The organism is Acidithiobacillus sp. AMEEHan, assembly GCF_030996345.1.
In the GTDB taxonomy this organism is placed as follows: Bacteria; Pseudomonadota; Gammaproteobacteria; order Acidithiobacillales; family Acidithiobacillaceae; genus Igneacidithiobacillus.
Genome location: NZ_CP118747.1, coordinates 2,453,737 through 2,479,628, shown reverse-complemented (window position 1 = coordinate 2,479,628; position 25,892 = coordinate 2,453,737). Strand labels below are relative to the sequence as shown.

The following is a 25,892-nucleotide window of genomic DNA, read 5'->3' as shown; positions in this document are numbered from 1 at the left end:
TCTCGCCCGGGCCTTTCTCAAGAATCCCCGCCTGCTTCTGATGGATGAGGCTACCGCCAACCTCGACATGGAAAGCGAATCCCTTTTTCTCGATTCCTTGGAAAAGCTGCGGCAGGGACGCACCGTGATCGTCATTGCACATCGTCTGGCCACGGCGCAGCGCGCCGAACGCATCATCGTCATCGATGCGGGACGGGCGATCGAAACCGGGAGTCATCCGGAGTTGTTGGCGCAGAAAGGGACCTATGCGCGTCTGGTGGATGCCTATCGGGGGCGCTATGGCCAATAATCGCGATCTTTGGCGTTTGTTGCGTCTTTTCGCGCCTTATCGCTGGTGGATGCTCGGCGGTGCTCTGCTCAGTCTGCTGACCATTCTCGCCAACTTTGGCCTGATGACCTTGTCCGGCTGGTTCCTTGCCAGTGCCGCCTTGGCTGGACTGGGGGGCTGGGCCACCCTCAATCAGTACAATTTCTTTTTGCCAGCCGCCGGTGTGCGTGCCTTTGCCACCACGCGCGTCCTGTCCCGCTGGCTGGAACGCATCGTCACTCATGAGGCCACTTTTCGCCTGCTGTCCCGATTGCGGGTCTGGTTCTACACCCGCATCGAGCCGCTGGCTCCGGCGGGGCTGCAAGGGTATCGCTCCGGCGACCTGCTCTCGCGCCTGGTTGCCGATATCGATACCCTCAACAATTTCTATTTGCGGGTATTCACGCCCTTCCTAGTGGCGGGATTGGCAACCCTCCTCATGGCCGGCTTTTTTGCCCTCTATGCCTGGTCGATTGGCCTCGCGCTCTTGGTGCTGCTGGCACTCACCGGCCTGTTGCTGCCATTGCTCAGCGAGCGCCTGGGCGCGCGCAGCAGTGCCGAGATCACGCGCATACAGGCGGAGATGCGCACGCAGATCGTGGATGCTCTGCAGGGTATGGGGGAGATTTTGACTGCCAATGCCGCCGGGCGGGTGCAGGAACAGCTCCTGCAGGAAAATGCGGCGCTCCTGGCGCGGCAGCGGCGTCTCGCCGGGGTGGCAGGCATCGGCACGGCAGGCATGAGTTTCATGGCCAATCTCACCCTCTGGGTGATTTTGCTCCTCGCCATTCCCCTGGTCGCGAGGCACTCCCTGCCGCCGGCGGAGTTGCCGATGTTTGCCCTGGGTACGATGGCGGCCTTCGAAGCGGTGTTGGCGCTGCCTCTCGCCTTTCAGTTTCTCGGCCAAACGCAGGCCGCGGCGAGACGCATCTTCGAGATTGCCGACCAGGAGCCGCTCTTCCCCGACGCGCCACTACCATTGCCCGAGCCGAGTACCTTCGACATCGAGATCAACGAGCTGTACCTGCGTTACCCAGAGGCTCGAGGCGATGCCCTACGCGGGCTGAATCTGCAGGTACGGCAGGGGGAACGCATCGCCATTCTCGGGGCTACGGGTGCGGGTAAGAGCAGTATCGCCAATCTGCTGCTGCGTTTTTACGACTATCAGGCAGGCTCGGCGCGGCTGGGCGGCCGGGAACTGCGTGACTACCCCGGCGATCAGCTGCGCCAATACTTTGCCCTACTGTCCCAGCGCAGCCATCTCTTTCACAGTACCATCCGCGACAATCTTTTGCTGGCCAAGGGCGATGCGGAAGAGGATGAACTCTGGGCAGCATTGCGTCAGGCGCAGTTGGCGGAATTCGTGGAAGGACTGCCACAGGGCCTGGACAACATCGTCGGCGAAGGTGGTGTGAATCTCTCTGGCGGGCAGGCACGGCGTATTGCCATTGCCCGTACTGTGCTCAAGAATAGCCCCATCCTGATTCTCGATGAACCGAGTGAGGGGCTCGACGCGCTCACCGAGGCAAAATTTTTGCAAGATCTTCGCAGCCTGATGAAGGGGCGCACGGTGATCTACATCACCCACCGTTTGTTGGGCTTGGAGGACATGGATCGCATCTATGTCATGGCAGAAGGGCGGATACAGGAGAGCGGGAGCTACGCGGAACTGCTCGCCCGGCCTGACAGTCTCCTGCATCGCTTTGCCCAGTTTGGCGGCACCCTCATCAGTTCCTGATTCAGCCCTGCCGTTGTGGACCCATTTCCGTGCTGAGCATTTGTTGCAGAAGTTGGTGTGCCTCTGCAGCGTTCTTCTGGCATTGGGGATTATTCGGTTCGCGCACACAATGCAGGGTGCTGCCGAGGAGCTGCATCGTCTTCTTTTGCATTTGTGACTGTGCCTGCAGGTGCTGCGGGCTGCTGGTCAGGCTTGACACCGCATATCCCAGGCCGGTGGACAGCGCGCTGGCGACGATGAATACCAGCAGCTTGCGGCTGAATCCGGGTGGCATGCCGTGTTCATCGAGATAACGATGGCTATACCAGGCAAACGGAAAATAGCTGACAACGCCGGTGATCAGACCCCACATCTGGCGCTATTTTTCCTGTTGGGAAAGGGGCAGTGGGTAGGGTAGGGTGCCGAGCTGCAGTAATGGACCATCCGGCTGTCCCAGATGCAGTGGCTCTTGATCGTTGGCAGCGCGCAGCACCGCGAGGGCGATGCTCGCGGCATCTTCCTTTGCCACATTGATGAGCACACCGACCGCCTGCGCTCCCATGCTGGGGGCAAAAATTTCCTGGCCGGCGTGCATTCCTGCCGGCCCGAACAGTAGGTAGCACTGGCGTTTCAGCGCGCCCAGATAGTGTGAACGAGCCACGATCTCTTGCCCAGGATAGCAGCCCTTTTTGAAATTGATGCCACCCAGCACCTCTAGGTTCAGCTCTTGCGGAATGATCTGCTCGCTCGTGGCGCGGGTGATGAAGGCCGTCCCGGCGCGGATCGCTTCTGCCCACCAGTCATTGGCACTGCATTCGCGAGCGCCAGTCTGCTGAAGGCGCTGGCTGTCTTGTGCCAGCAGCAGGGCCGCTGGCTCTGTCCAGGGAAGAGCTGCAAGGATGGACGAGAGGGCGTCTTCGCCCACTGGTCCCGTCTGCACTTCTTCCATCCGCAGGTCCGCACCCCAGATACCCCAAACCGGCTCGGCGCAGACTTCGATCTCGGCCTTGGCCATCAGCCGGAACTTGCGCAGGCGCTGGCTGACATCCTCGGCAAGGTCTGCGGCCAGAAAGAGATAGAAACCAGAATGCTCCCGCTGCAAAAAGAAGTTGGCAATCATCCGGCCCTTGGCCGTGCTGTAGCTGCTCCACTGTCCCGCACCTGTTGGCAACCGCAGGAGATCGTTGGAAAATTGACCCTGCAGAAATTTCTCCGCATCGGGGCCATGGATGTGAATGGCTCCCAGGGTGCCGGCCAAGGGAGCGTAATGGATGTCAGCCATGGGCATGGTCTCCGGAAAGGAATCAGTGAGCGCCGCTCATGATAGCGCGACGGCGGACTCCGACCAATCTCTGCCGGTCCTGCGCCTGGGGTCGCGCAACGCGCAACGAAAGCTGTACCTCTTACCCTGCTTCCTTGCCGTGCTTGCCGGTCTTCTGACCTTCCTGCTGGACTGGCGTGCCGCCATGCTGGTCCTTGCATTGTCCGGCGCCTGGGTTTTATGGCGCTGTCCCTGGTCCCGCGAGCGCCAGGGCTTCCTGCCACGGTTGCTGCTCCAGCAAAGCGATGGGCAAGTCACTGTGCGTCTGCAAAATGGCGAGCGCCGCTCGGGCCGCGTGCTCGCGGGCGGAGTCTATGCTTATCGCTTTCTGCTCCTGCCGGTGCAGGCGGACGACGGCCACCTCTTGGTGGTTATGGCCTCTTTTCGTCCGGGAGAGCGCAACTGGCGACACTGGCGCCTGCATGCCCGACGGCACTGGTCTGTAGCCGCGACCAGTCGCAGCGCTGGCGCAGATGCCGCGCCGGCTCCTGCAGCTGCGGGTAATCCTGATCGTGATGGCAACCGCGTGACTCGTGCCGTTGTACGGCCCCCTGGGTAATCAGTAAGGCGTTGCGCAGCAGGCTGTGCCACTCCAGGTCGGCGCGCGAGGAGGGTAGTTGTTGCGCCGGCCAGGGGGTTTCCGCTGCCCAGTCCTGCAATTGCGCCAGGGCTGCCGCCATGCCGCGCTGGTCGCGCAGGATGCCCACCTTCTCCCAAAGCAGGTCTTGCAGGGCCTGGCGTCGTAGTGCCAGATCCGTGTCGGCCAGGGGCGGCATTGCTTTGGGCGGCCTGGCTTCCGCGCGAGGGAGGTCGGGGAGGGTTGGGCCCCCGGCGAGATCCGCGAAGACATCATGGGCAACGACGATACATTCCAGCAAAGAGTTACTGGCCAGGCGGTTGGCGCCATGCAGGCCCGTACTGGCGACTTCGCCGACGGCGTAGAGGCCTGGAACCCCGGTTCGTCCGCGCGCATCGACGCTGATGCCACCACAACTGTAGTGCGCCGCCGGTACCACCGGCAGCGCGCTGCTGCGTGGATCCAGACCGCGGGCCCGGCAGTGCGCAGTGATGGTGGGAAAATGCTCGACCATGAGTTGCGCCGGGGCATGACGGATGTCCAGCTCGACATAGGGTAGCCGATGTTTCTGCATCTCGCGGATGATCGCCCGACTGACCACATCCCGGGGGGCGAGTTCGCCACGCGCATCGTATTGATCCATGAAACGCTCGCCACCCGGAAGCCGCAGGACGGCGCCTTCCCCGCGCAAGGCTTCGCTCAGCAGGAAGGCTGGTTCGCCCGGGCTGTACAGTGTGGTCGGATGGAATTGCACGAATTCCAGATCACGGATTTCCGCGCCCGCCCGCCAAGCCAGCGCAATGCCATCACCGGTGGCGACATTGGGGTTGCTGGTATGGCGATAGACTTGCCCCAGGCCGCCAGTTGCCAGGATGACCACGCGGGCTCGCAGGCTCTCCCAGGCTCCGTCGCCGTGGCGCAGCCATACGCCGCTGAGGCGAGTATCGTCCTGCTGCAGGGCCCCGACCAGGGTGTTCGCGCGCAGCTGGATGCGCTCGTTGGCCTGGGCGCAGTGGAGGAGGGCGCGGGTAATGGCGCGCCCGGTATGATCGGCGCGGTGCAAGACGCGTCGGGCCTGATGGCCACCCTCGCGGGTCAGTTGCCAACTTTCTCCCTCGCGATCAAAGCGCGTGCCCCAGTCCAGCAGGCGCTGGATGGCCGCTGGCGCTGCCGACAAAATAGCATGTACCCGGGCAGGCTCGCACAGGCCGGCGCCGGCACGTACGGTATCCGCTACATGCTGGGCGATGCTGTCGTCGCTCCCGGGTAGCACCGCCGCGATCCCTCCTTGCGCCCAATCACTCGCCGATACCTCCAGCGGTCCCTTGCTGAGCACGGTCACCTGCCCCAGCGCTGCAAGTTCCAGGGCGCAGGCGAGGCCCGCACTACCGGCACCAATGATGAGAAAGTCTGTATGGGGCATGTTCGCGGGTATTGCTGTTCTAGCGCAAAGACGAGGCGCTCATGATACGATGACAGCTGTGCCGGTGAAAGGAAAAACCCCTTTTGCGGGTGACACAGGCCAGCAGAATCATGCAAAAAGGAAACGGCGAATGAGCAAGACGTCAGGGCAAGCCGTCGATAGCGCCAAGGATGGCGGGGCCCAGACCGATCTCCTCTTGGTACAACGCGTGCAACAGGGCGAACGGCAGGCATTCGACTTGTTGGTGCGGAAATATCAGCACAAGGTGGTGGCCTTGATTGGGCGCTTCGTGCGTCAGCCCGAGGAGGCAGAAGATGTGGCGCAGGAGGCCTTCGTGAAGGCCTATCGTGCCCTGCACAATTTTCGGGGTGACAGCGCTTTTTACACCTGGCTCTATCGGATTGCCGTCAATACCGCCAAAAATCATCTCGTCGCGCAGGGGCGCAAGGTCAGCATCGCCGATGTGGATACCGACGAAGCGGAACAATTCGACAGTGCCGATGGACTAAGGGAGTACGATACTCCAGAAGGTTTGCTGCTGACCAAGGAAATCGCGCAGCACATCGATGCAGCGCTCAAGGCATTGCCAGCGGATCTGCGTGAGGCGGTGAGCCTGCGGGAGTTGGAGGGTCTGAGCTACGATGAGATCGCTCAGGTGATGGATTGCCCGGTGGGGACGGTGCGTTCTCGTATTTTTCGGGCGCGTGAGGCAATCGCCAAGGTGTTGGCGCCTTTGTTGGAGCAAAGTAGTCATGAACGATGAAACGAAATCGGCCTTGATGGCGTTCATGGATGGTGAACTGGGCACCTTGTCGGCGCGGAGAATGGCGGCGCGCCTGGAACAGGAGCCAGCTCTGCGCGACGCGTGGGAAACGCAGTACCGCGTATCCTTTCTGCTGCAGCAGGGGCGAGTGGGCGCCGCTCTGGCCAGTCCGGACTTTGCCGCCCGTGTGCAGCAGGCCATCGCTGCCGAATTGCCCCAGGGCCAACGCAGCCGGCACAGCGCGGCGCAGAAATGGGGCTGGTCCTCGGTAGCTGCGGTCACGCTGCTGTCGGCTTCGCTCTTCGTTCTGGCGCCCTGGCAGAGCGGTAGCCCGACTTCTTCTTCGCTGTCGGCATCTTCTTCCAGCGCCGTCGTTGGCGTTTCGCGGCAAGCGTTTGCCCTGCGTCCGGTGCGTTTTTCGGTGACATCAGACCCCCTCTTGCATGCGGATGACACCATCCAGCGCGATATCCAACGAATCTGGCGGCCAACGCCGGAGCGCTATCTTGCCTGGACGCAATCGAGTCGTCGCAGTTTTTCTGAATATCCCGCAGCCGGATTGTTGCCCGTCGGACTGCGTTCGGAAGAGGGAATCTATCCCAGAATCGCCACTTACCAGCATTGACAAAACGCCGTCTGGACAAGCTCCGCGCTCCCCGCTACCCTCTGTAGCTCGTTGAACAGTGCCAGAAAACGTCACTGTGTAGGGGCTGCAGGGGCTGCGGTCATGCTGCCATGGGGCGCTCTTCAAACAATTCAAGGTCAGTGATCGACCTAAGGATCAGGTTATGGGAGGTTGTGTGCAAGGGAATCATCGGCGGTTGCGGCGGTCTATCGGTGCGGTTCTGGTGGCTTTGGCGTTTAGCGGCATGGTGGTAACGCCTGCGTTGTCTTTCGCCGATACGGCCAATCTCGTGACCTTGCCAGATTTTACGCCAATCGTGAAGCGCTATGGCCCCGCCGTGGTGAACATAAGCACTACCGAAACCAAGGAGGCACGGCAGCCGCAGTCGCCTTTCCCGCCCGATTCGCCGTTTAACCAGTTTTTTGCCCCGTTCGTCGGGCCGACTGGGCCGGCACAAAAATACCAAGTGCAGTCTCTGGGTTCAGGTTTTATCGTCAGTCCAGATGGCTACATCGTCACCGCGGCGCATGTGGTCCGTGGGGCGCAGAAAATCATCGTCAGCCTCACTAATCACCAGCAGTATCAGGCCAAGTTGGTCGGTCTGTCCACGCGGATCGACGTGGCCCTGTTGAAGATCGACGCCAAAAATCTCCCGACGGTGCAGATCGGCGATTCCGGTCGCCTGGAGGTGGGGCAATGGGTGCTTGCGGTGGGCGCCCCCTTCGGTTTTGAGAATAGTGTCACCCAAGGGGTGATCAGCGCGACCTCCCGGCCGTTGCCGGACGACCCCTACATTCCCTTCATTCAGACCGATGTTCCCATCAATCCGGGCAATTCTGGCGGGCCGCTGTTCAACATGAAGGGTCAGGTCATTGGCATCAACGATCAGATCTACACCAACAGCGGTGGTTACATGGGGTTGTCCTTCTCCATACCCATCAACGTTGCGATGGATGCGGTCAAGCAGCTCAAACTGCACCAGAAGGTTCACTTTGGCTGGTTGGGCGTGATGGTGCAGGACGTCAGTATGGATCTCGCCAAGTCCTTCCACATGAAGGAACCGATGGGGGCCCTGGTCTCCCAGGTGGAGCCGGACGGCCCGGCGGCCAAGGCGGGCTTGAAGCCCGGTGATGTCATCGTCTCTTTCAACGGTCAGCCGATTTACAATTCGGCACAGTTGCCACCGCTTGTCGGCGCCCTGCCGGCGGGGTACACCGCCAAGGTTGGCATCATTCGGGACGGCAAGGCGATGACATTGCCGATAACCGTGGAAAGCCTGCCTGGCGATATGGCGGAGGAAGCAGGGGCGCCGCATTCCGCTCAGGCGCCAGAGCAGAAGGGCAGCATCGCGCGCATGCGCATTCAGGTAGGTCCGCTCAGTGCTGCCGCCCGTCAGCAGCTTGACGTGTCCTCGGGTGTGCTGGTTCTGGGAGTTGCCAACGGGCCGGCGGCGTTGGCCGGCATTCGTCCCGGTGATGTCATTCTGCAGGTAGCGCAGCAACCGGTAAGTAGCGTCGCTCAGTTGCAAAAACTCGTGGCCAGTCTGCCGGCCGGCCAGCCCGTGCCGGTATTGCTGCATCGTCGCGAGGGGAATTTCTACGTCGTCCTGTCCCTGCCCAAGTAAGGCGCAGGAAGCCCCAGGGGGGATGGCCGGCCGCCATCCCCTTTTCTATCGGAATTTGGGTGCATGAGTTCAGAGCAAGAAAGAATCCGGAATTTTTCCATCATCGCCCATGTCGACCATGGCAAGTCCACCCTTGCAGACCAGTTCATCCGCCTGTGCGGCGCTCTCAGCGAGCGCGAAATGGCCAACCAGGTGCTGGACAGCATGGATATCGAGCGCGAGCGCGGCATCACCATCAAGGCACAGAGTGTGCGGCTGCAGTACCGGGCCGACGATGGTCAGGATTACACCTTTCATTTGATCGATACCCCAGGGCATGTCGATTTTGCCTATGAGGTCAGTCGATCTCTCGCGGCCTGTGAGGGCGCCCTGCTGGTGGTCGATGCCTCCCAAGGCGTCGAGGCGCAGAGTGTGGCCAACTGCTACACAGCCCTCGAACACGACCTGGAAATCATCCCGGTGCTCAACAAGATCGATCTACCGGCCGCAGAACCAGACCGGGTAAGGCGGGAAATCGAGGAAATCGTTGGTTTGCCAGCGGCCAATGCCATCCTGGCCAGCGCCAAGGACGGACGCGGCATTCGCGAGATTCTCGAACAGGTAGTGAAGGATATCCCTGCGCCGAGGGGTGACCCGGCGGCGCCCTTGCAGGCCCTGATCATCGATTCCTGGTTCGATAATTATCTCGGTACGGTGGTCTTGGTGCGGGTGATGAACGGGAGCTTGCGGCCCGGGCAGCGGATTCGCACCATGGCTGGAGGGAAGGAATATCTCGTCGAAAAGACCGGGGTATTTACCCCCAAGCCGGTGCACGTGCCCGCTCTGGAAACGGGTACCGTGGGCTTTGTCATTGCCGGCATTCGCAGCATCGAGGGTGCCAGGGTTGGAGATACCCTGACCGACGCTGGCCGGCCGGCTGCGGCGCCGCTGCCGGGCTTTCGTGAAGTGCAGGCACAGGTCTTTACCGGACTTTATCCCATCGACTCGGCCGACTATGAGCGCTTTCGGGAGGCCCTGCAGAAACTGCGTCTGAATGATGCCGCGCTACAGTTTGAGCCGGAGACCTCGCAGGCCCTGGGCTTCGGTTTCCGCTGTGGTTTTCTCGGTCTCCTGCACATGGAGATCATCCAGGAGCGCCTGGAGCGAGAGTACCAGCTCGATCTGCTGAGTACAGCGCCGACGGTGGTTTACGAAATCGAGACGACCGATGGCGAAACCCTGCATCTGTCCAATCCTGCGGATCTGCCGCCCACCAACCGCATTCGCGAAATTCGCGAGCCATTGATACGGGCGAATATCCTGGTACCGGAAAAATATCTGGGGCCGGTGATCACCCTTTGCGAAGAGCGGCGCGGGCGGCAGATCAATCTGCAATTCACGGGTGGGCAGGTGATGGTGAGCTACGAATTGCCGCTGAACGAGGTGGTGCTGGATTTCTTTGACCGTCTCAAATCCGTCAGCCGCGGCTATGCCTCCATGGATTATGAATTTTCGCGTTTTCAGGCGGGTCCGCTGGTCAAGATGGACATTCTCATCAATGGCGAAAAACTCGACGCCCTCTCCTGGATCGTGCATCGCGATTTTGCCGAACGCCGCGGCCGGGAACTGGCCGGTCGATTGAAGGATCTTATTCCCCGACAGATGTTTGAAGTGGCGATCCAGGCAGCGATCGGTGCAAAGATCATCGCCCGCGAAACAGTCAAGGCAATGCGGAAGGACGTGCTTGCCAAATGTTATGGCGGCGACATCACCCGCAAGCGCAAACTCCTGGAAAAACAGAAGGAGGGGAAAAAGCGGATGAAACAGGTGGGCCGGGTGGAAATCCCGCAAGAGGCATTTTTGGCTATTTTGCAGACCGAGAAAAGAAACTGAGCGCAGTACGCTAGCACGAGGAAAGCGGCATGGATTTTACCTTGGGATTATTTTTGGCCGTTGTGGCTACGGGCCTGATCTGGTTTATTGATCGCCTTTTTTTGCGTCGCCGCCGTGCCGCCGATGAGAAAGTGCCGCTGCTGGTGGACTATGCGCGCAGTTTCTTCCCCGTTCTGCTGCTGGTGTTCCTGGTGCGAGCCTTCGTAGTGGAGCCCTTTCAGGTGCCCTCGGGTTCCATGCTGCCCACCATCCGGGTCGGCGATTTTCTGCTGGTGAATAAATTTACCTGGGGATTGCGACTGCCGCTGATCCATACCGAGTTGACCCAGGGTAATCCGGTACAGGCGGGTGACATCATGGTCTTTCGCTTTCCCAAGAATCCCCGCATCGACTACATAAAACGGGTGATTGGGCTGCCGGGCGACACCATCGAAGTCAAGGGGAACGAGCTCTACATCAATGGCAAATTGATCCCCCAGAAATATATTGGCCCCTTCAATTATCGCCCTGAAGGACAGGGCGAGGACGGCATGGTCATTCCCACCAAGGAATACGAACAGACCATCGGGGGACATACCTTCCACATCATCGAGTTTGATACACCGGAAGCGCACATGGATTTTGGTCCCTACAAGGTGCCGCCCAATTGTTATTTCATGATGGGTGACGACCGTGACAACAGTGACGACAGCCGCTTTTGGGGCTGTACTCCACGTCGAAATATCGTCGGTAAGGCGATGTTTATTTGGTTTTCCTGGGATGCGGAAACTTGGTCGATTCGCTGGAATCAGATTGGCCGCGCCCTGGATGGTCCAAACAATTGATAGCGGTGGCTTGCAAAGGGTGGGGTTTCGCCTAAGTAGCCCTCGTGAGTCGAGCTGGAGAGAGATGGCGATGTCGCGCATACAGAGTCGTGAGGCTGGTATCGGTCTGATTGGAGCGATCTTTTGGATCGTGGTCGTGGCAGTGGTCGTGGCGATCATCGTGAAAGTTGGTCCGATTTATTACGACAATATGTCGCTGCAAAACATTCTCCGGGACCAAGCGCGGCATACGAGCCCTTCCGAATCTGCGGGAGAGATCATGTATAACCTGCAGGATCGGCTCAATGTCGCGATGATCAAGATCAACCAGCAGGATATCCACATCATCAAGAATGGTGATGCCCCGGTACAGATCGTTGCCGACTATGACCGGACAGTACCCCTGGTCGGCAACATCAGTCTGCTGATCCATTTTCATACCAGCAGCTAGGTCGGGAGTTGCGGGGCCGGTTGACAAGGGCGCCGGCCGCAACGTATCATGCGCCCCACATTGCGGGAATAGCTCAGTGGTAGAGCACAACCTTGCCAAGGTTGGGGTCGCGAGTTCGAGCCTCGTTTCCCGCTCCAATCGCAAGGGAAAGGTCTCTTTCCCTTTTTCTTTATGGCTGGGTGGCAGAGTGGTTATGCAGCGGCCTGCAAAGCCGTGTACCTCGGTTCGATTCCGGGCCTAGCCTCCATACAACTCTGGAGCTGTGTTCCTGCCGGTCTACTCATCCACCGACCATGCGTCTCGCGGGGTCTCTCGTGGTATCGTTAGAGGCACAATCACTCGTTTGCTGGGAACGATCGGGAGAAGATGGGGATGGCACAGGAAATCGTGGTTCAGGTCAATGGGGCGGCCTATGTGCTACCCGAGGATAGCAACATCCTTACCCTGCTCAATGCCTTGGGTCTCAGCGATCAGCGTGTCGCCGTGGAACGTAACGGTACCGTCGTGCCCCGCAGCCAGCACGCGGATACCCGACTGCTCGGCGGCGACAAGCTCGAGGTCATCCGTGCCGTAGGCGGCGGATGAGGGTATAGTATCCGCTGGTTTTCGTTTTGGGTTCGATGTCATGGCAGACCTCTTGCAAATTGGTAATCGCAGCTTTCGCTCGCGCTTGCTGGTCGGTACCGGAAAATATACGGATTTTCAGCAGACCCGCGCGGCCCTCGATGCCGCGGGGGCCGAGATCGTCACGGTCGCCTTGCGGCGAGTAAATCTGGGCCAGCACGCCGGAGAAGAAAATCTGCTCGACTATCTTCCCGCCGAGCGCTTCACCATCCTGCCCAACACCGCCGGTTGTTATACCGCCGAAGACGCGGTGCGTACCTGTCGCTTGGCGCGGGAACTTGGAGATTGGACCCTGGTCAAGCTCGAGGTCATTGGCGATCCGCAAACCCTCTTCCCCGACATGCGGCAAACCTTCATCGCGGCGGAGACGCTCATTGCCGAAGGCTTCGAGGTGATGGTCTACAGCAACGACGACCCGGTAGCCTGCAAGGCCTTCGCCGAGATGGGCTGTGTGGCGGTGATGCCTCTCGCAGCACCCATTGGCTCAGGGCTCGGAATCCGCAATCCCTACAACCTACGCATCATCCTCGAGCAGGCAACGGTACCGATCTTGGTGGATGCCGGGGTGGGAACGGCCTCGGACGTAGCGGTGGCGATGGAGTTGGGCTGTGACGGCGTATTGCTCAATACCGCCATTGCCGGCGCCAAGGATCCCATCCTCATGGCCGAGGCCATGCGCCTGGGGGTGGAAGCCGGACGCAAGGCTTTTCTGGCCGGGCGTATGCCGCGCAAGCTTTACGCCAACGCCAGTAGCCCCTTGGAAGGAACCTTCTTTTGAACCCCGAGGAAGGTTTGGAATATGCTCGCCAGGCGCCCCTCGATCGCGATTATCTGATTCTCATCGAGAGCCTGGTGATGGATCAGGTTCCCCTCGGGACCCCCTCTGCCTACGCCGAGGATTGGGAAGAGACCGAGCGCCTGATCGCGCGCTTGGCGGACCGCGGTGTGGGCACCCGCATCGAGCATCTCTTTGATGAGCAGGGGATGCGTTGGCGTGCCTACCTCGACTGGCAGGATCCCATCAGCTTCGAGTGGCAGATGGTGGAGCAGGAGGAGCAGACCGCCGCGCGTGCCGTCACTCGCGCCGCCTTGGTTTGGTATTATCAACAAGAACTGAGCGCCGCCAACTCCCAGCCGCCGGATCCCTGGTCTTATTTTGAAGTGGTAGAGCGCCTGAGCATGATCCGCGAACTCTTCAATCGATCCTTGGAAGAGCATCCGGTGTTGAGCGCCGAGGCGGAACTGCAAAAGCGTTACCGCGAGGCGCAGGAGAAGATCAACGCTCTGTATGAACTCGCCGGGCAGATCTTCGATCAGCGGCTCGACGGTCCCAAGCCGGGCACCATGCACTGAGTGTTCCCATGCGCATCCATATCCTCGGCATTTGCGGCACCTTCATGGCCAGTCTGGCCTTGCTCGCGCGGGCGGCCGGCCACGAAGTCACCGGTGTCGATTCCGGGTTTACCCGCCCATGTCGGAGCTCCTTGCCCGTGAGAGCATTGAAGTCGAAGAGGGCTACGAACGCAGTCTGCCGCAGCCGTTGCCGGACCTGGTGATCATTGGTAATGCCCTGTCGCGCGGTAATCCTTTGGTCGAGGCGGTGTTACGCCAAGGATTGCCCTACCGCTCCGGGGCCGAGTGGCTGGCGCAGGAGATCCTGCAGAAACGCTGGGTCTTGGCAGTGGCAGGAACCCACGGCAAGAGCAGCACCAGCGCGATGCTGGCCTGGATACTCGAATATGCCGGTTTGCAACCGAGCTTTTTGGTGGGAGCGGAGCTCAACAACTTCGCCAATTCGGCGCGGCTCACCGATAGCCCCTTTTTCGTCATCGAGGCCGATGAGTATGACACCGCTTTTTTCGACAAGCGGGCGAAATTTGTCCATTATCACCCGCGTACCTTGATTCTCAATAACCTCGAATACGATCACGCCGACATCTACCCCGACCTCGCCGCCATCGAAACCCAGTTTCACCACCTCTTGCGCACGGTGCCGGATAATGGGCTGGTCCTCCGCCCACAGGATGATGCCGCCCTCGAACGAGTCTGGCAGCGTGGCCACTGGACCCCGGGGCTCACCTTTGCCGATCCCGACGGCTGGCACGTGCGCAGCGAATCCGCTGATGCCAGCCACTTCAGCATCTGGAATGGGCAGCAGAGGCAGGGCGAGGTCCAGTGGCAGGCGATGGGAGAGTTCAACGCACAAAACGCCCTTGCGGCTATACTTGCCGCTCGCCATGCGGGTGTGCCGATCGCGACTGGCTGCGCCGCCCTGGGCGAATTTCGCGGCTTGCGTCGCCGCTTGGAGTTGCGGGGTAGCGTCCGTGGTATTTTCGTCTTCGACGACTTCGCCCATCATCCCACTGCCATCGCCAAGACCGTTGCTGCCCTGCGCAGTCGGGTCGGGCCGGAGCACCGTATCCTCGCCGTACTGGAGCCGCGTTCCAACACCATGAAACTGGGGGTGCACAAGGATACCCTCGGCCCCAGTCTGGCGGCAGCGGATGCCGTCTATCTCTATGCCCCGGCGGAACTCTCTTGGGAGCCGAAGTTACCTGCGGGTGGTCGCATCTATCGCGATCTCGAGACACTCCTTGCCGATCTGTGCCGCGATGCGCGCAGCGGTGATCAAATCCTGGTCATGAGCAATGGCGCTTTTGGGGGAATTCACGAACGCCTGCTGCAGGCCCTGGAGAAAGCGCAATGAGCGAAGGTCGCCGCATCGGCCTCGCCATCACCGGCGCCTCGGGGGCGGTCTACGCTTTGCGTCTTCTGGAACTGCTGCTGGCGCAAGACCTGGAATTGCACCTGGTCGTGTCGAGTGCCGCAAGGGTGGTGCTGCGCGAAGAACTTGACCTGCAGCTACCGCCGCAGCCGGAGCAGCTGGCGACCTTTTTGCGCGCCCAGACCCAGCAGGAGGGCGGCGAGTTGCACGCTTATGCCCAGGAGGATTGGTTTTCTCCCCTGGCCTCCGGCTCCCATGCCCCCGAGGCCTTGGTCATTTGCCCCTGCTCTGGGGGGAGCCTCGCGGCCATCGCCCAAGGAGTCTCGAACAATCTCATCGAACGCGCTGCCGACGTCATGCTCAAGGAAGGCAAAAAGCTCATCCTCGTACCGCGCGAAACACCGCTTTCCGCTATCCATCTCGAAAACATGCTGAAACTCGCACGTCTCGGCGTGTCTATTCTACCTGCAAGCCCCGGCTTTTATCATCGACCCCAGGGCATCGACGATCTGGTGGATTTCGTGGTCGCACGCATCCTCGATCAGCTTGGTCTGGATCGTAACATCGGCCCGCGCTGGGGGCTTGAGAAGGCTTAGCAATGCAAATCAGAGCGGCACAAATCGACGATCTGCCAGCCATACTTCAACTATACGCCCAACCTGGGATGGACGATGGCAAAGTTCTCGACGTCAGCCGTGCTGAGTCGATCTTTCAGCGCATGCAACAGTATCCGAATTACCGGCTTTTTGTCGCCCAAGAAAACGATAACATCGTTGGCAGCTATGCCCTGCTAATCATGGACAATCTCGCCCATCGCGGCGCGCCCTCTGCCATCGTCGAGGATGTGGTCGTTTCCCCAACTCGTCACGGACAAGGCATCGGCAAACAGATGATGCGACATGCCATGAATTTGGCGCGAGAGGCGGCTTGCTATAAGTTGGTATTATCGTCCAACGCCAAGCGTGATGCCGCACATGCTTTTTATAAATCTCTTGGCTTTGATCTCCACGGCTTCAGTTTTCGCGTTGACTTTGAAAGCTGACTGATAGGATTATTTATTCCGCAGTCTTTATCTTTGTCAGTAAATAAAAATTCTTGCTGGGCTAAATACGTTTAAAAAGTCAGCAGGCCATACAAAGTGAGTGGTCGTGTAACTTCTAACTTGTGCGACACTTGGACCCCTGATGCGCTGTCTGTAGGTTAGCTATCGAGCAAATCTCCATAGTTCGAATTTATCACAGAGCACAGTTGTTGTTAAAAAATGGTCACTCTCCATCAACGCCTGGTGTTGGTTCGTTTGCGTAAGTTCCTATAGTGACGGTGACCTCTTTCCCGTACGGGGTTGGCGGAAATGGCGATGATTCGACAATAGCCTGCCTTTCAATTTTTCCCAGGGCCTCAGAATCGCATTGAGCGAGTTGCAGATGAACTAATTCTCCGCTCGGTAACACGGTGATTACTGCTCTACAAATACCGCCAGGCACAGGAATTGGATATCCATGCTTTTTTATTTCTTCGTTTTCCTCTTTAATTCTAATAAATCTTACCCTTCCTGCTACAATTTCTGACAACTGGCTTGCATAAGAGTCTATATTCTTTTTTGCAATGTTGTCGGTTTGTCCTGGTTGAGTTAATGCCGGTTGGTTATTGATAGCGCAGCCAGTCAACAAAAACAGAAGTAAAGATGAAAGCGAGAGCGCACTTTTTTTCACAAAACCTCCTATGCAGTTCTTCTAACTCATGCGATACCCGGCACCCTGCCGGATTCCTTGGCCTGGCGGCGTTGCGCCAGCCAGTAGCATAACTTGGCACCTCTGCAGCAAATAAAGTGACAAGCCTGCATTACCCATGTTCTGCCTCTGGTAGCCATCCCTCCTGCATGACGCTTGCCAGGTCCCAAGGGCATGACTCGGGGAAGATGTCTGGATCCATTCCAGTCTCTGCGGATGCCCCGGCCCTTGCCTTGGACCAGACGAGGTCCAGCCACTCAGAATCGTTGAAAAGATTCTTCAGGCTTGGAGAGTGGGCCAGCTCGTATCGAAGCTCTTTCCGCTGGGTGGCGATGGTGAGAGACCAACTCTTGCCGTGTAGCTCGGGTTGGTGCTGCCATTTCAAAAGGTGAACCAGGAGGACCGTCATGTGGCTCGCGAGAGCCCGTTTTTCACTGCGGCCCAAGTCCTCTACCTCCTCGGCCAGGTTTTTGGTATCCAGGGCGGATAGCTGTCCTGCGCGGAGCTTTTGCGCTTGTTGCTGCGTCCAGGCGAAGAAGTCCTGTTGGTACAGGTCACGTGCCGATCGTTCCATCTGCCTGGCTGTACTCATGTGCATGCCCCCTGTTGGCATGGGCTATTCTTTGCAGAATAGCTGAAAAAAGCTTGTGTGGTGAAGTGATCAGGCCGAAAATGATACCCGCGACTACTTCGCGAGCCCCTCCAGGAGGTGCTCGCCGCGGCTGCCGTGGAAGAAGTCGCGCACGTAGGGATCGTCAACCTGGGCGACTTCCAGTAGCGGGCCGATGCTGAGCACCTTGCCGCCAGAGAGTACGGCCACCCGGTCGGCGGTGGCGGCGATGCTTTCCAGGTCGTGGCTGATCATGACCACCGTCAGCCCAATGTCGGCCTGAATCTGCCGCAATAAGCGATCAAAATCGGCGGCGGCAATGGGGTCGAGGCCAGAGGTGGGCTCGTCGAGCAAGAGGATCTCGGCATCCAGAGCCAGGGCGCGGGCCAGCGCCACCCGCTTGACCATGCCACCGGAAAGCTCGGCAGGCAATTTGTCTGCATCCTCTGGCCGCAAGCCGACCATCTGCAGCTTGAGCGCCACCAGGGCACAGATGTCCTCTTTGCGAAAGCCGCCCCATTCCCGCAAGGGAAAGGCGATGTTTTCAAAAACCGTCAGCGCACTGAACAGCGCGCCCGACTGGAACAGCACTCCCCAGCGCTGGCGCAAGGCACGACCGGCTTTGCTATCGAGAAGATCGAGGGATTGCCCGAAGATCTCGATACTGCCCTCGGCAATGGGAATGAGGCCGATGATGCTGCGCAGCAGTGTGGTCTTGCCGCTGCCGCTGCCGCCAACGATGGCGAGGACCTCGCCGGCCCGCACTTCCAGGTCCAGATGACGATGAATCCAGCGATTGCCAAAACGGGTGCCCAGATTGCTACAGCGAATGACCGTGTTCATGAGGGCGACAGCCCCACGTCGGCGAAAATGATGGCAAGGATGGCGTCAATGACGATCACCAGGGTGATGGAAAGCACCACGGAGTTGGTGGTTTCCCGGCTCAGGCTGTTGGTGTTGGCCTTGACTCGCAGGCCGTGGAAGCCGCTCACCCAAGCGATCAGGACGCCATACAGCACGCCTTTGATCACCCCCAACCAAAAATTGAAGGAGGGCACCATTACCGGCAGTTCGCGGAGGAAAAAACTCGGGTTGATGTTGAGGCTGAAATTGGAGACCAGCATGGCACCGAAGAGTCCCACCAGATCGGTCCAGATCACCAACAATGGCATGGTGATGGCCAGCGCGATGACCTTGGGCAGCACCAGTCGCTGCACTGGCGATACGCCAAAGGTTTGCAGGGCGTCGAGCTCTTGGGTCACGCGCATGGCGCCAATCTGGGCGGTAAAGGCCGAGCCCGAGCGCCCGGCGATGATGACGGCGGTGATCATGGGACCGAATTCGCGCAGGATGCTGATGCCGGCAATGCTGATGACGTAGATGTTGGCGCCGTACTGGGCGAGAGTCGGGGCCGACTGGTAGGTGATGACGATGCCGATCAGGAAACCGATGAGGGTGAGGATCGGCAACGAGTCCGGGCCGGTCTTGACGACGGTGGCGGAGATCTCCTTCCAGGGGAAATGCGCTGGACGGCGCAGGGCGAAGAAAAACTCCTGCAGCAGATTGCCCCAAAGCAGAAAAAGCCCCCACAGGTCGGCAAGCACGGAAAGGATGTGGGCACCCAGCATGTCCAGAAGGGCGAGAACGCCGGGAACCCGATGCCGAGGACGCAAGGGTTGGGTCTGTGCCAGACGCTCAAACAATGGACGGTGTTGTTCCCGAATCTTGAGATGCTCGGGAAACCGGCGTCCCATACTGCGCCAGATCAATAAGGCACCGAGGTTGTCGAGTTTTTCGATCGCGTCCAGATCCCAAGCCTTTCCCTCTCCCAGGCGGTGCAGTTCTCGCTCAATCGTGGCAAGACGCCGCGACAACTGCGCGAGCGTCCAGCAACCCTCCAGGCGCAGGGTATCGGTATCGAGATGCCAGCTTGCAGAGCTGAAGTTTTCGGGATTGGCGCGCATGGACTCGTTACTCATCGGGCTTACGACAGTATGCCTGTCGTGTCCGCTTCGCCCAAGTTTTTAGCGGTGTCCTGCCACTGTAGACGCGCCATCAACGGGAGATGATCAGAGCGCTGCCCGGCGCAGGTCCAGACCTCCGCAAACTGCAATTCCTCGCTGATCAGAATGTGATCGAATTGCCACTGCGGTGACCAGCTGGGAAAGGTAGCCGGTTGATGCGTAGGCGATTGCAGGCCGCCCTCGTCGCGCAACAGACGAAGCTCGCTGGCTTCCGGCCCGCAATTGAGGTCGCCGAGCAATATGGTCGGTAGAGAAGCCTGCAGAAAGGGCAGAAGCTGACGAACTTGCCGCATGCGGCCATGCTTTGCCAGGGCGAGGTGGGTAATCAGGACCTGCACGGAACGCCCTTCCACTTCCATGATTGCCCGGAGTAGTCCGCGGCCCTTGAGGGTGCCTTGAAAGGCGTGACGTTCGATCTCGTGCAATGGCCAACGCGACAGCAGACTGTTGCTGTGCTGGGCAATGTCGCCCCAGTCGCGTGTGCGTTGCTGGACCCAGTAGGTGGTGCCGATCTGTTCTGCCAGGAATGCCGCCTGATTGAGATACTGGCTGCGGAAAGATCCGGCATCCACCTCATTGAGACCGACGATGTCCATGCCGCGAAGGTTGGCGGCGATCTCCCGCAGATTGTGCAGGCTTTGCTGGTGGGGCAGCAGATAACGCCAACTATGCGAGACAACATGGTGCTGGCGGTGCGAACCGATACCTACCTGGACGTTTTGGGTGGCTACGAGAAAGCTCGATGTGTCAGTCGCCATAGATGGCCAACTCACACGGGGTAGCATCCGCACCCTCTGCAGCGAGAGTCAGCACCCCTTTTTCCGCCTCGGCCATACGAAAACGCCACAAAGCTTGGCCTGCTGGTTCCCGCACTTTGCCAAAGCGTGCAAAAAGGGTCTCACCGCGTTGTTGCAGGGACGGAGCCAGCGCCGGCCAGTCCTGATCTGCGCCTTGGTAGAGAAAATAGTCCTCGCCGCGGCGGGTGATCCAGCCGTTCCCTTTTCCGACCTGCAGTGCCGAGAGCAGATCCTGGGCGAGGGTACGGGGAATGCTCAGGCGCTTGTGCAGACCGGACATTGCGGATCCTTTTGCAGGGAAATCGTGCGAAAAGCCAGATCGATGGCATCCACCAGCAGCAGCTTGCCGGTAACGGGAGAGGCGAGGCCCAGCAACAGACGGATGGCCTCCAGCGCCTGCATACTGCCGAGTATGCCGGTGAGGGGGCCGATGACGCCAAGGGTGGCGCAGCGATCCTCCTCGTCAGCGCCGCCCTGGGGGTAGAGGCAGGCGTAGCAAGGGGCATCCGGCAGACGAAAATCGAAGACCGCCAACTGTCCGCTCCAGCGGATGGCGGCAGCGCTGACCAAGGGCTTTCGTGCTGCCAGACACGCGCGGTTTACCGCGTGCCGCGTGGAAAAATTGTCGCTGCAGTCGAGTACGAGATCATAGTTAGCCAGCACGTTGGCAAGAAATTCCGATGTCGCGGCCTGCGGGTAGGCAATGCACTCGACGCTCGCGTTGTGGGCGCGAAGATGCTCTGCCGCGGCGCTTACCTTCGGACGGTCGAGATCGGCCTCGGTGTATAAAATCTGTCGCGCCAGGTTACTCAACGAAACCAGATCCGGGTCGCAGATGCCAAGGGTGCCAACGCCGGCCCCGGCCAAATAGAGTGCTGCCGGGCAGCCCAGGCCACCCATACCGATGACCAGTACCCGCGCCCGCCTCAGGCGCTGCTGGCCCGCCACATCGATCTCGGGCAGCAGGATCTGCCGCGCGTAGCGCAGCAGTCCGGTATCATCGAGCTCAGGGTTCATTGTAAAAATCGTAGTCGATGCGGTTATCACTCACGTCCATGCCGCGCTCCGCCAACAGCGTGCCCGCCGAGCGACGCAGCCGCGCGTGGTAGCGTTCGCCGATGCAATCCATCATCCACAAAATCTCGCTGGGGTGCCCAGCCGTTTTCCCCTGCACCAGATGGCGAACATAGAGGTCTTCTTCCCCTACCTTGATGAGTAAGGGGAGGGGTAAATCCAGTGGTAGAATTTGCTTGTGGATCACCCAATCCATGGGGGAAGGCGGGTTGCTGGGGGCGAGACGGACATCCACACGGAAATGGCCGCCGCCACCCGGTTGCTTCAGCAGTTCCGCGAAGTAGCCCGCCGGGAAACCCGCATGGACGATAATGCTGCGCCGGGCAAAGCGCGAAAAAAACCGATCGAGCAAAGAATCAGAATTTGCTGGCATGCCAGAATAGTAGTCCAAGCCCAGAAAAAGTGCATCCGCCGGTCATTTTTGGATATCCGTGCCTCGGCCGGCGGGTTCGGCATTGGCACTTTGCCCCAGCCCCATCTGCAAGCGTCCGCCATAACCGGTCAGCTCCAGATAACCGCTGCCGATGTCTTTGCCGTCGTCAACGGCGCGGACGGCGCCTTCCCAGTAGATACTGCCGGTGCTGCGGGTGGCGACGAATTCCTGATTTGGCATCAGCGGTTGCAGGGTAAACTGCAGGCCGGGGATCTGCACCTTCCAGGCGATGGGGTAGCGGTTGCCGGTCTTGGGCGATTGCCAGAACTGCAGCGGCTGCAGCGTAATTTGTTCGCCATGGAGATACTGCACCCGGCCATCGGCATGGCGCCAGGTCCCCTCCAGCCATAGCGCATGCCCATCCGCCTTGCGCATCTGAAAGAGCATCAGCGCCCCGCCATTCGCCAGATTGATGCCTATCCAGTCCCAGCCCACCGCTTGCTTGGGCAGGTAAGCGGCGGACCATTCATGATCGAGCCAGGCAGTTCCCTGCACCGCCTCCTTCTTGCCCTCGAGCTGCAGGGTACCGCGCACGCGCAATTGCGGAATGCTGTAGTAATAGCTGGCATTTTTGGGGTTCGGTCCCTTCTGACTGACGCCGTCCGGCCCTTCCAGTAACGGCGCCTGGGTGCTTTGCAAATCCAGGTCATAGGAAAAGTCCCGGGAGCGCATCTGCGCCCGGTAGTTGTTGCCGAGTTGCCGCAGCCGCCAATCTCCTATCCAGACATCGGTCACGTCCTTTTTCGCCCCGGCGAGCCCCATCCCGCCACGCGCAATGCGTTGCGCGGTGAGAAGATGGCCGAGGTGCGGATCGCTGATGGCCGCCTGGGCAAAATAGATCTGCCGTGGATTGAAAGCGCTGGGGTTGTCCCAGACCTGGGGCGGCCGCAGGCGAAAAAAGGTGATCTGGAAGCCTAGTGTTGCCCCCGCCGCAGTATGCAATTGGCCGGTGACGTACCACCACTCGAGGGGAAATTGCGGATGACTCCCATAGGCATTGGGAAACTGTAGGGGCTGCTTGGGGCTGACCTCCACCTTGGGGGTGGGGAGCAGAGGCAGACGAAGAGGAGGGACGGCCGCAAGGCCGAGCCCCGGCAGGACGCAGAGGAAAAATGCGAGGAGCTTACTCGTCATGCAGGAGCACCGTCTGCTTGCCCATGACCGAGCGCGCCGACCACAGCATCGTCAAGAGACTGGCGAAGAGGAGGACGACAGCGAGGAGGCCGAGCTGCAGCAAGGGAAGATGAAAGCCCATCTGCCAATGGAAGGAGAGGGGATTCACCCGCTTGATCAAAATCAGGCTGATCAGCAAGCCCAGACCGCTCCCCAGCAGTATCCCGAAAACGGAGAGTACAAAGCCCTCGCCCAGCAGCAGGCGCAGAACGTCACGCCGGCGCAGGCCCAGGCAGCGCAGCAGGGCAAACTCCTGGCGCCGCAGCAGGGTTTGGGCGCCAAAACCATTGCTGATTCCCAGTAGTCCGATGATGATGGCGACGGCCTCAAGGGCATAGGTGGCGGCAAAGCTCTGATCGAAAATTTCCAGACTGCGGTGGAGGATCTCGCCGGGGGTGGCAATCTGCCAGCCCCGACTTTCGGGGTAACGTCGCTGCAATTCGCCGACGACGGCAGACGTGCTGACTCCCGGCTGCAGCCAGAGGGCGACCCCATTGAGGCGATCATCGCCGGTCCAGCGCCGGTAGCTATCGAGGGGCAGGGAAATGGCCCCTTCCTGATAGGCATAGTCGCGGTAGATCCCGGCAATCCGCACTTTCTCCGCCTTTTTGCCGAGAGGCAGATCGATCACTTGGCCAACACGCCAATGACTCAGCCCGGCGAGGATCTCGGAGATCCAGATGGGCGGGGGTCCGTGGGGATCAGGCGGGGCGGAGTGGAGGATCTCGAGGGTGCGACCGGGGTGTTGCGGATTCATACCCCGCGCCAGGACGACGACGGGGGGCCGCCCCGGCAGCAAGGCGAGTTCCGTCCGCCGCAGGGGCGAGCAGCTGCGTACCCCGGGGAGCTGGCAGAGGGTTTTCCCGGCACCGACCGGCAACAATGCTTGGTCGCTGCTGCCCGCCTGCACATAGACATCGGCTTGCAGGATGTCGCGCAGCCAGCTGGCAACGGAATCACGAAAAGACCCCACCATTACCGCCATGGCCACCACCAGGCTGAAGGCGACGACGATGGCAGCAAGACTGCGACTGGCCCGACCGGGGTTGCCGCGCAACTGGGCGCCGGTCAGGCCGGCCAGGGGCCCGCTGGGAAGAGGAAGAATGCGTGCGAGCAGGGCCAAGAGACCGGGCAGCAAAAACAGGCTCGCCAGCAGGAGCAGGGCGATGCCGACGTAGGCGGCGTAGGGAATACCGCCCCAGGCGGGCAGCAAGGCCGCAATAGCCGCGATCAGTAGTAGGATAATCCCGGGACCGAAGTGACCGCCTCCGCCTTCCTCCTCGCTGCCCTCGGACAGGATGCGCACGATGGCGAGATGACGACTGCTCCACGCCGGCCAGAACGCACCGAAGAGTGCCGCCGCCAGTCCTGCCAGGGCAAAGCCGGCCCAAAGTCCGGGCCGCGCCGTCAGCAGCGATCCGGTATCGGAAAAATAACCCGCGCCCAGGTTCCCTCCCAATTGAGCCAGGGCCGTCTGCGCCGCAAAAATTCCCAGCGGCACCCCCAGCAGTGCCCCGGGGATTCCCAGCACCAGCCCCTGCAGTTGGCTGGCGATGAGGATTTCTCTCTCTCGCAGCCCCAGCACCCGCAGGATGGCGAGGCTCCGGCGCTGACGCACGGCGCTGAAGGCCAGAGTGGTGTAGACGAGAAAGGCGCCGGTAAAGAGGGCAACCAAAGACAGGACCAAGAGATTGACGCGGTAGGCGAGGGAGGCACGGGCGGCCACGGAGCCCGCCTCTTTTGGCGTCCGCAGGACGGCACCAGAGGGAAGCAGGGGCGACCAATGGGCGGCAAATTGCCCAGGATCGACCCCGGGAGCGAGGCGTAGGGCGACTTGCGAGAGCTTTCCTTCCTCGCCCCAAAGCCATTGCGCACTGGCAATATCGGTAATGGCCAGGGCCTGTCCGGGAACGGGATCGGGAATGCTGCCGATGACGCGAAATTGCCGCTCCACCCCGGCCACGCGCAGGGAGACCGTGTCGCCGCTATGGGTATGCAGCGCTTGCAGTGCCGTCTGGTCGAGGACCAAATGGGAGGGATCGAAGAGACTGAAGGGATTGCGCAGCGGCAGCGGTATCAGGGGCTGGCCCAAGGCGAGGCTCTGGAAGGCATCGATGCCCCAAACGGGTAGGGTCTCCCCCGTCGCGGTGTAGGCGCTGACCCGCAACTCGGGTGCCGCGACTTCCACCCCGGGCGCCCGTGCCAGGCGTGGATACCAGCCTTGCGGCAGACTGCCGCCGGGACGGGTGAGCAGGAGGTCTGCCTGTCCCGCCAAGCGGCGCAATCCGCCGGTGACATTGTCCACCGCCTGCACGTTGATCAACGCGATGGCAAGCCCCAGGGCAACGCCCAGGGCGATGCCGAGCACGGCGAGCAGGGACGCGCCAGGATGGGCGCGCAGGGGTAGCCAGACAGCGGCGCGCCAGGGAATGCGCCAATCTTTCATAGAGGGTGCAGGCCGTCTCGACGCATTTCCAGTTGACGTTGGGCAATCGCTGCCGCCTTGGTGGAATGGGTGACCATCAAGACCGCCGCCCCGGCTTCGGTACCCATTTGACCGAGAAGACGGAGAACCTCGCTGGCGCGCTCCGGGTCGAGGCTACCGGTGGGCTCGTCCGCCAGTATCAGGGCCGGGCCATGAATCAGTGCCCGCGCCACCGCCACCCGCTGCTGTTCGCCGCCGGAGAGATTGCGGGGCAGGGCATCCAGGCGTCGAGCGATACCCAATTGCTCTGCCAGCGCCTCCACGCGCCCGCGCAGCTCACGCCGTGGCAGGGCATTCAGACGCCAGGGCAGGGCGATGTTTTCCCGCGCCGAGAGCTGCGGCAGCAGGTGAAACGACTGGAATACGAAGCCAATCTGGCGCCGGCGCAGCAGGGTGCGGGCATCATCGTTCAGTTTGTCCACGTTCTGTCCGCACAGGGTTACCTCGCCGGCATCCTTGCGTTCGAGACCAGCGATGATATGCAGCAGGGTGCTCTTGCCCAGGCCGCTCTCGCCACGGATGGCGACGAATTCGCCGGCCTCCAGTTGCAGTTCGATCTGCGCAAAGAGCCAGCTTTCCGGGGAATCCGGCTGGCGTTTGCCTACTGCTTCAAGCTTCAAGGCTGCGGAGCGCATGGAATGGATACTCTCATTGCGTAAAAGTATTCGATCTTCATTGGACCGCAACCGTGCGAGACGTTCCCCGTCTACCGGCTGCCCAGCGAAGAATTTCGC

The 25,892-nt window shown here is 60.5% G+C and carries 28 protein-coding genes, 2 tRNA genes and 1 pseudogene; 16 read left to right on the top strand and 15 right to left on the bottom strand.

Translation table 11 applies throughout. From position 1 onward, the window contains the following. Nucleotides 1-40 precede the first annotated feature (40 nt). Nucleotides 41-289: a hypothetical protein gene (locus ORD17_RS12620; protein ID WP_308388834.1), complete on the top strand. Its 249-nt coding sequence runs from the start codon at nucleotides 41-43 to the stop codon at nucleotides 287-289. Then, complete coding sequence (gene cydC, locus ORD17_RS12615) at nucleotides 279-2,045, top strand: thiol reductant ABC exporter subunit CydC (protein ID WP_308388833.1); 1,767 nt, start codon at nucleotides 279-281, stop codon at nucleotides 2,043-2,045. Before ORD17_RS12620 ends, cydC begins: the two co-directional genes overlap by 11 nt. Nucleotide 2,046: 1 nt before the next feature. Here cydC and ORD17_RS12610 read toward each other — a convergent pair whose 3' ends face one another. The 4 genes from ORD17_RS12610 to nadB all read right to left on the bottom strand — a co-directional run bounded on the left by ORD17_RS12610 (nucleotide 2,047) and on the right by nadB (nucleotide 5,345). Then, nucleotides 2,047-2,397 carry a hypothetical protein gene (locus tag ORD17_RS12610; protein ID WP_308388832.1) on the bottom strand — a complete coding sequence of 117 codons (351 nt, stop codon included), beginning with the start codon at nucleotides 2,395-2,397 and terminating at the stop codon, nucleotides 2,047-2,049. 6 nt (nucleotides 2,398-2,403) lie between these two features. Then, nucleotides 2,404-3,306 (bottom strand): folate-binding protein, encoded by a 903-nt coding sequence (locus ORD17_RS12605; protein ID WP_308388831.1) that lies wholly within the window; start codon nucleotides 3,304-3,306, stop codon nucleotides 2,404-2,406. Nucleotides 3,307-3,523: 217 nt separating this feature from the next. Next, the gene (locus ORD17_RS12600) at nucleotides 3,524-3,706 is read right to left on the bottom strand and encodes a hypothetical protein (protein WP_308388830.1); all 183 of its coding nucleotides are present in this window, start codon (nucleotides 3,704-3,706) and stop codon (nucleotides 3,524-3,526) included. 10 nt (nucleotides 3,707-3,716) lie between these two features. After that, on the bottom strand, nucleotides 3,717-5,345 hold the full coding sequence (nadB, locus tag ORD17_RS12595; RefSeq protein WP_308388829.1) for an L-aspartate oxidase: 1,629 nt from the start codon (nucleotides 5,343-5,345) through the stop codon (nucleotides 3,717-3,719). Between the two features lie 130 nt (nucleotides 5,346-5,475). On the opposite strand from nadB, the gene rpoE reads away from it, so the two are divergent. The 14 genes and pseudogenes from rpoE to ORD17_RS12525 all read left to right on the top strand — a co-directional run bounded on the left by rpoE (nucleotide 5,476) and on the right by ORD17_RS12525 (nucleotide 15,874). Next, nucleotides 5,476-6,108 carry an RNA polymerase sigma factor RpoE gene (gene rpoE, locus ORD17_RS12590; protein ID WP_308388828.1) on the top strand — a complete coding sequence of 211 codons (633 nt, stop codon included), beginning with the start codon at nucleotides 5,476-5,478 and terminating at the stop codon, nucleotides 6,106-6,108. Further along, nucleotides 6,098-6,733: a sigma-E factor negative regulatory protein gene (locus ORD17_RS12585; protein WP_308388827.1), complete on the top strand. Its 636-nt coding sequence runs from the start codon at nucleotides 6,098-6,100 to the stop codon at nucleotides 6,731-6,733. Before rpoE ends, ORD17_RS12585 begins: the two co-directional genes overlap by 11 nt. Before the next feature lie 163 nt (nucleotides 6,734-6,896). Beyond that, a complete protein-coding gene (locus tag ORD17_RS12580) occupies nucleotides 6,897-8,357 on the top strand; it encodes a DegQ family serine endoprotease (protein ID WP_374693375.1) in 1,461 nt (486 codons plus the stop codon). Nucleotides 8,358-8,420: 63 nt separating this feature from the next. Further along, a complete protein-coding gene (gene lepA, locus ORD17_RS12575; protein ID WP_308388826.1) occupies nucleotides 8,421-10,229 on the top strand; it encodes a translation elongation factor 4 in 1,809 nt (602 codons plus the stop codon). A gap of 29 nt (nucleotides 10,230-10,258) precedes the next feature. Continuing rightward, a complete protein-coding gene (gene lepB / locus ORD17_RS12570) occupies nucleotides 10,259-11,053 on the top strand; it encodes a signal peptidase I (protein WP_308388825.1) in 795 nt (264 codons plus the stop codon). Nucleotides 11,054-11,117: 64 nt separating this feature from the next. Continuing rightward, a complete protein-coding gene (locus ORD17_RS12565) occupies nucleotides 11,118-11,483 on the top strand; it encodes a DUF4845 domain-containing protein (protein WP_308388824.1) in 366 nt (121 codons plus the stop codon). Between the two features lie 62 nt (nucleotides 11,484-11,545). Continuing rightward, nucleotides 11,546-11,620, top strand: a tRNA-Gly gene (locus tag ORD17_RS12560). A gap of 36 nt (nucleotides 11,621-11,656) precedes the next feature. Further along, a tRNA-Cys gene (locus tag ORD17_RS12555) sits at nucleotides 11,657-11,730 on the top strand. 125 nt (nucleotides 11,731-11,855) lie between these two features. Further along, nucleotides 11,856-12,068: a sulfur carrier protein ThiS gene (thiS, locus tag ORD17_RS12550; protein WP_308388823.1), complete on the top strand. Its 213-nt coding sequence runs from the start codon at nucleotides 11,856-11,858 to the stop codon at nucleotides 12,066-12,068. A 40-nt stretch (nucleotides 12,069-12,108) separates the two neighbouring features. Continuing rightward, nucleotides 12,109-12,885, top strand: coding sequence for a thiazole synthase (locus ORD17_RS12545; protein WP_308388822.1), 777 nt, complete (start codon nucleotides 12,109-12,111; stop codon nucleotides 12,883-12,885). Continuing rightward, a complete protein-coding gene (locus ORD17_RS12540; protein ID WP_308388821.1) occupies nucleotides 12,882-13,460 on the top strand; it encodes a hypothetical protein in 579 nt (192 codons plus the stop codon). The genes ORD17_RS12545 and ORD17_RS12540 overlap by 4 nt, the downstream gene beginning before the upstream one ends. A gap of 8 nt (nucleotides 13,461-13,468) precedes the next feature. Beyond that, a pseudogene (mpl, locus tag ORD17_RS12535) lies at nucleotides 13,469-14,814 on the top strand (UDP-N-acetylmuramate:L-alanyl-gamma-D-glutamyl-meso-diaminopimelate ligase). Beyond that, entirely contained in the window at nucleotides 14,811-15,428 is a 618-nt protein-coding gene (locus ORD17_RS12530; RefSeq protein WP_308388819.1) for a flavin prenyltransferase UbiX, read from the top strand. Before mpl ends, ORD17_RS12530 begins: the two are co-directional and overlap by 4 nt. Nucleotides 15,429-15,430: 2 nt before the next feature. After that, on the top strand, nucleotides 15,431-15,874 hold the full coding sequence (locus tag ORD17_RS12525; RefSeq protein ID WP_308388818.1) for a GNAT family N-acetyltransferase: 444 nt from the start codon (nucleotides 15,431-15,433) through the stop codon (nucleotides 15,872-15,874). 223 nt (nucleotides 15,875-16,097) lie between these two features. Here ORD17_RS12525 and ORD17_RS12520 read toward each other — a convergent pair whose 3' ends face one another. From ORD17_RS12520 to ORD17_RS12470, 11 genes are all read right to left on the bottom strand, one after another. After that, nucleotides 16,098-16,544 carry a hypothetical protein gene (locus ORD17_RS12520; protein ID WP_308388817.1) on the bottom strand — a complete coding sequence of 149 codons (447 nt, stop codon included), beginning with the start codon at nucleotides 16,542-16,544 and terminating at the stop codon, nucleotides 16,098-16,100. Nucleotides 16,545-16,674: 130 nt separating this feature from the next. Beyond that, nucleotides 16,675-17,154, bottom strand: a complete 480-nt coding sequence (locus ORD17_RS12515; protein WP_308388816.1) for a DUF29 domain-containing protein — start codon at nucleotides 17,152-17,154, stop codon at nucleotides 16,675-16,677. Nucleotides 17,155-17,247: 93 nt separating this feature from the next. Beyond that, the gene (locus ORD17_RS12510) at nucleotides 17,248-18,015 is read right to left on the bottom strand and encodes an ATP-binding cassette domain-containing protein (RefSeq protein WP_308388815.1); all 768 of its coding nucleotides are present in this window, start codon (nucleotides 18,013-18,015) and stop codon (nucleotides 17,248-17,250) included. Further along, on the bottom strand, nucleotides 18,012-19,151 hold the full coding sequence (locus tag ORD17_RS12505) for an ABC transporter permease (RefSeq protein ID WP_308388814.1): 1,140 nt from the start codon (nucleotides 19,149-19,151) through the stop codon (nucleotides 18,012-18,014). Before ORD17_RS12505 ends, ORD17_RS12510 begins: the two co-directional genes overlap by 4 nt. A 5-nt stretch (nucleotides 19,152-19,156) precedes the next feature. Beyond that, on the bottom strand, nucleotides 19,157-19,954 hold the full coding sequence (locus tag ORD17_RS12500; protein ID WP_308388813.1) for an endonuclease/exonuclease/phosphatase family protein: 798 nt from the start codon (nucleotides 19,952-19,954) through the stop codon (nucleotides 19,157-19,159). Continuing rightward, a complete protein-coding gene (locus ORD17_RS12495) occupies nucleotides 19,944-20,273 on the bottom strand; it encodes a hypothetical protein (protein WP_308388812.1) in 330 nt (109 codons plus the stop codon). Before ORD17_RS12495 ends, ORD17_RS12500 begins: the two co-directional genes overlap by 11 nt. Next, nucleotides 20,249-21,010: a HesA/MoeB/ThiF family protein gene (locus tag ORD17_RS12490; RefSeq protein ID WP_308388811.1), complete on the bottom strand. Its 762-nt coding sequence runs from the start codon at nucleotides 21,008-21,010 to the stop codon at nucleotides 20,249-20,251. Before ORD17_RS12490 ends, ORD17_RS12495 begins: the two co-directional genes overlap by 25 nt. Next, the gene (locus ORD17_RS12485) at nucleotides 21,000-21,440 is read right to left on the bottom strand and encodes a hypothetical protein (RefSeq protein ID WP_308388810.1); all 441 of its coding nucleotides are present in this window, start codon (nucleotides 21,438-21,440) and stop codon (nucleotides 21,000-21,002) included. Before ORD17_RS12485 ends, ORD17_RS12490 begins: the two co-directional genes overlap by 11 nt. 42 nt (nucleotides 21,441-21,482) lie before the next feature. Then, nucleotides 21,483-22,634: a lipocalin-like domain-containing protein gene (locus tag ORD17_RS12480; RefSeq protein WP_308388809.1), complete on the bottom strand. Its 1,152-nt coding sequence runs from the start codon at nucleotides 22,632-22,634 to the stop codon at nucleotides 21,483-21,485. Next, nucleotides 22,624-25,119, bottom strand: coding sequence for an ABC transporter permease (locus ORD17_RS12475; RefSeq protein WP_308388808.1), 2,496 nt, complete (start codon nucleotides 25,117-25,119; stop codon nucleotides 22,624-22,626). Before ORD17_RS12475 ends, ORD17_RS12480 begins: the two co-directional genes overlap by 11 nt. Further along, a complete protein-coding gene (locus ORD17_RS12470; protein ID WP_308388807.1) occupies nucleotides 25,116-25,793 on the bottom strand; it encodes an ABC transporter ATP-binding protein in 678 nt (225 codons plus the stop codon). Before ORD17_RS12470 ends, ORD17_RS12475 begins: the two co-directional genes overlap by 4 nt. Between the last annotated feature and the right edge of the window lie 99 nt (nucleotides 25,794-25,892).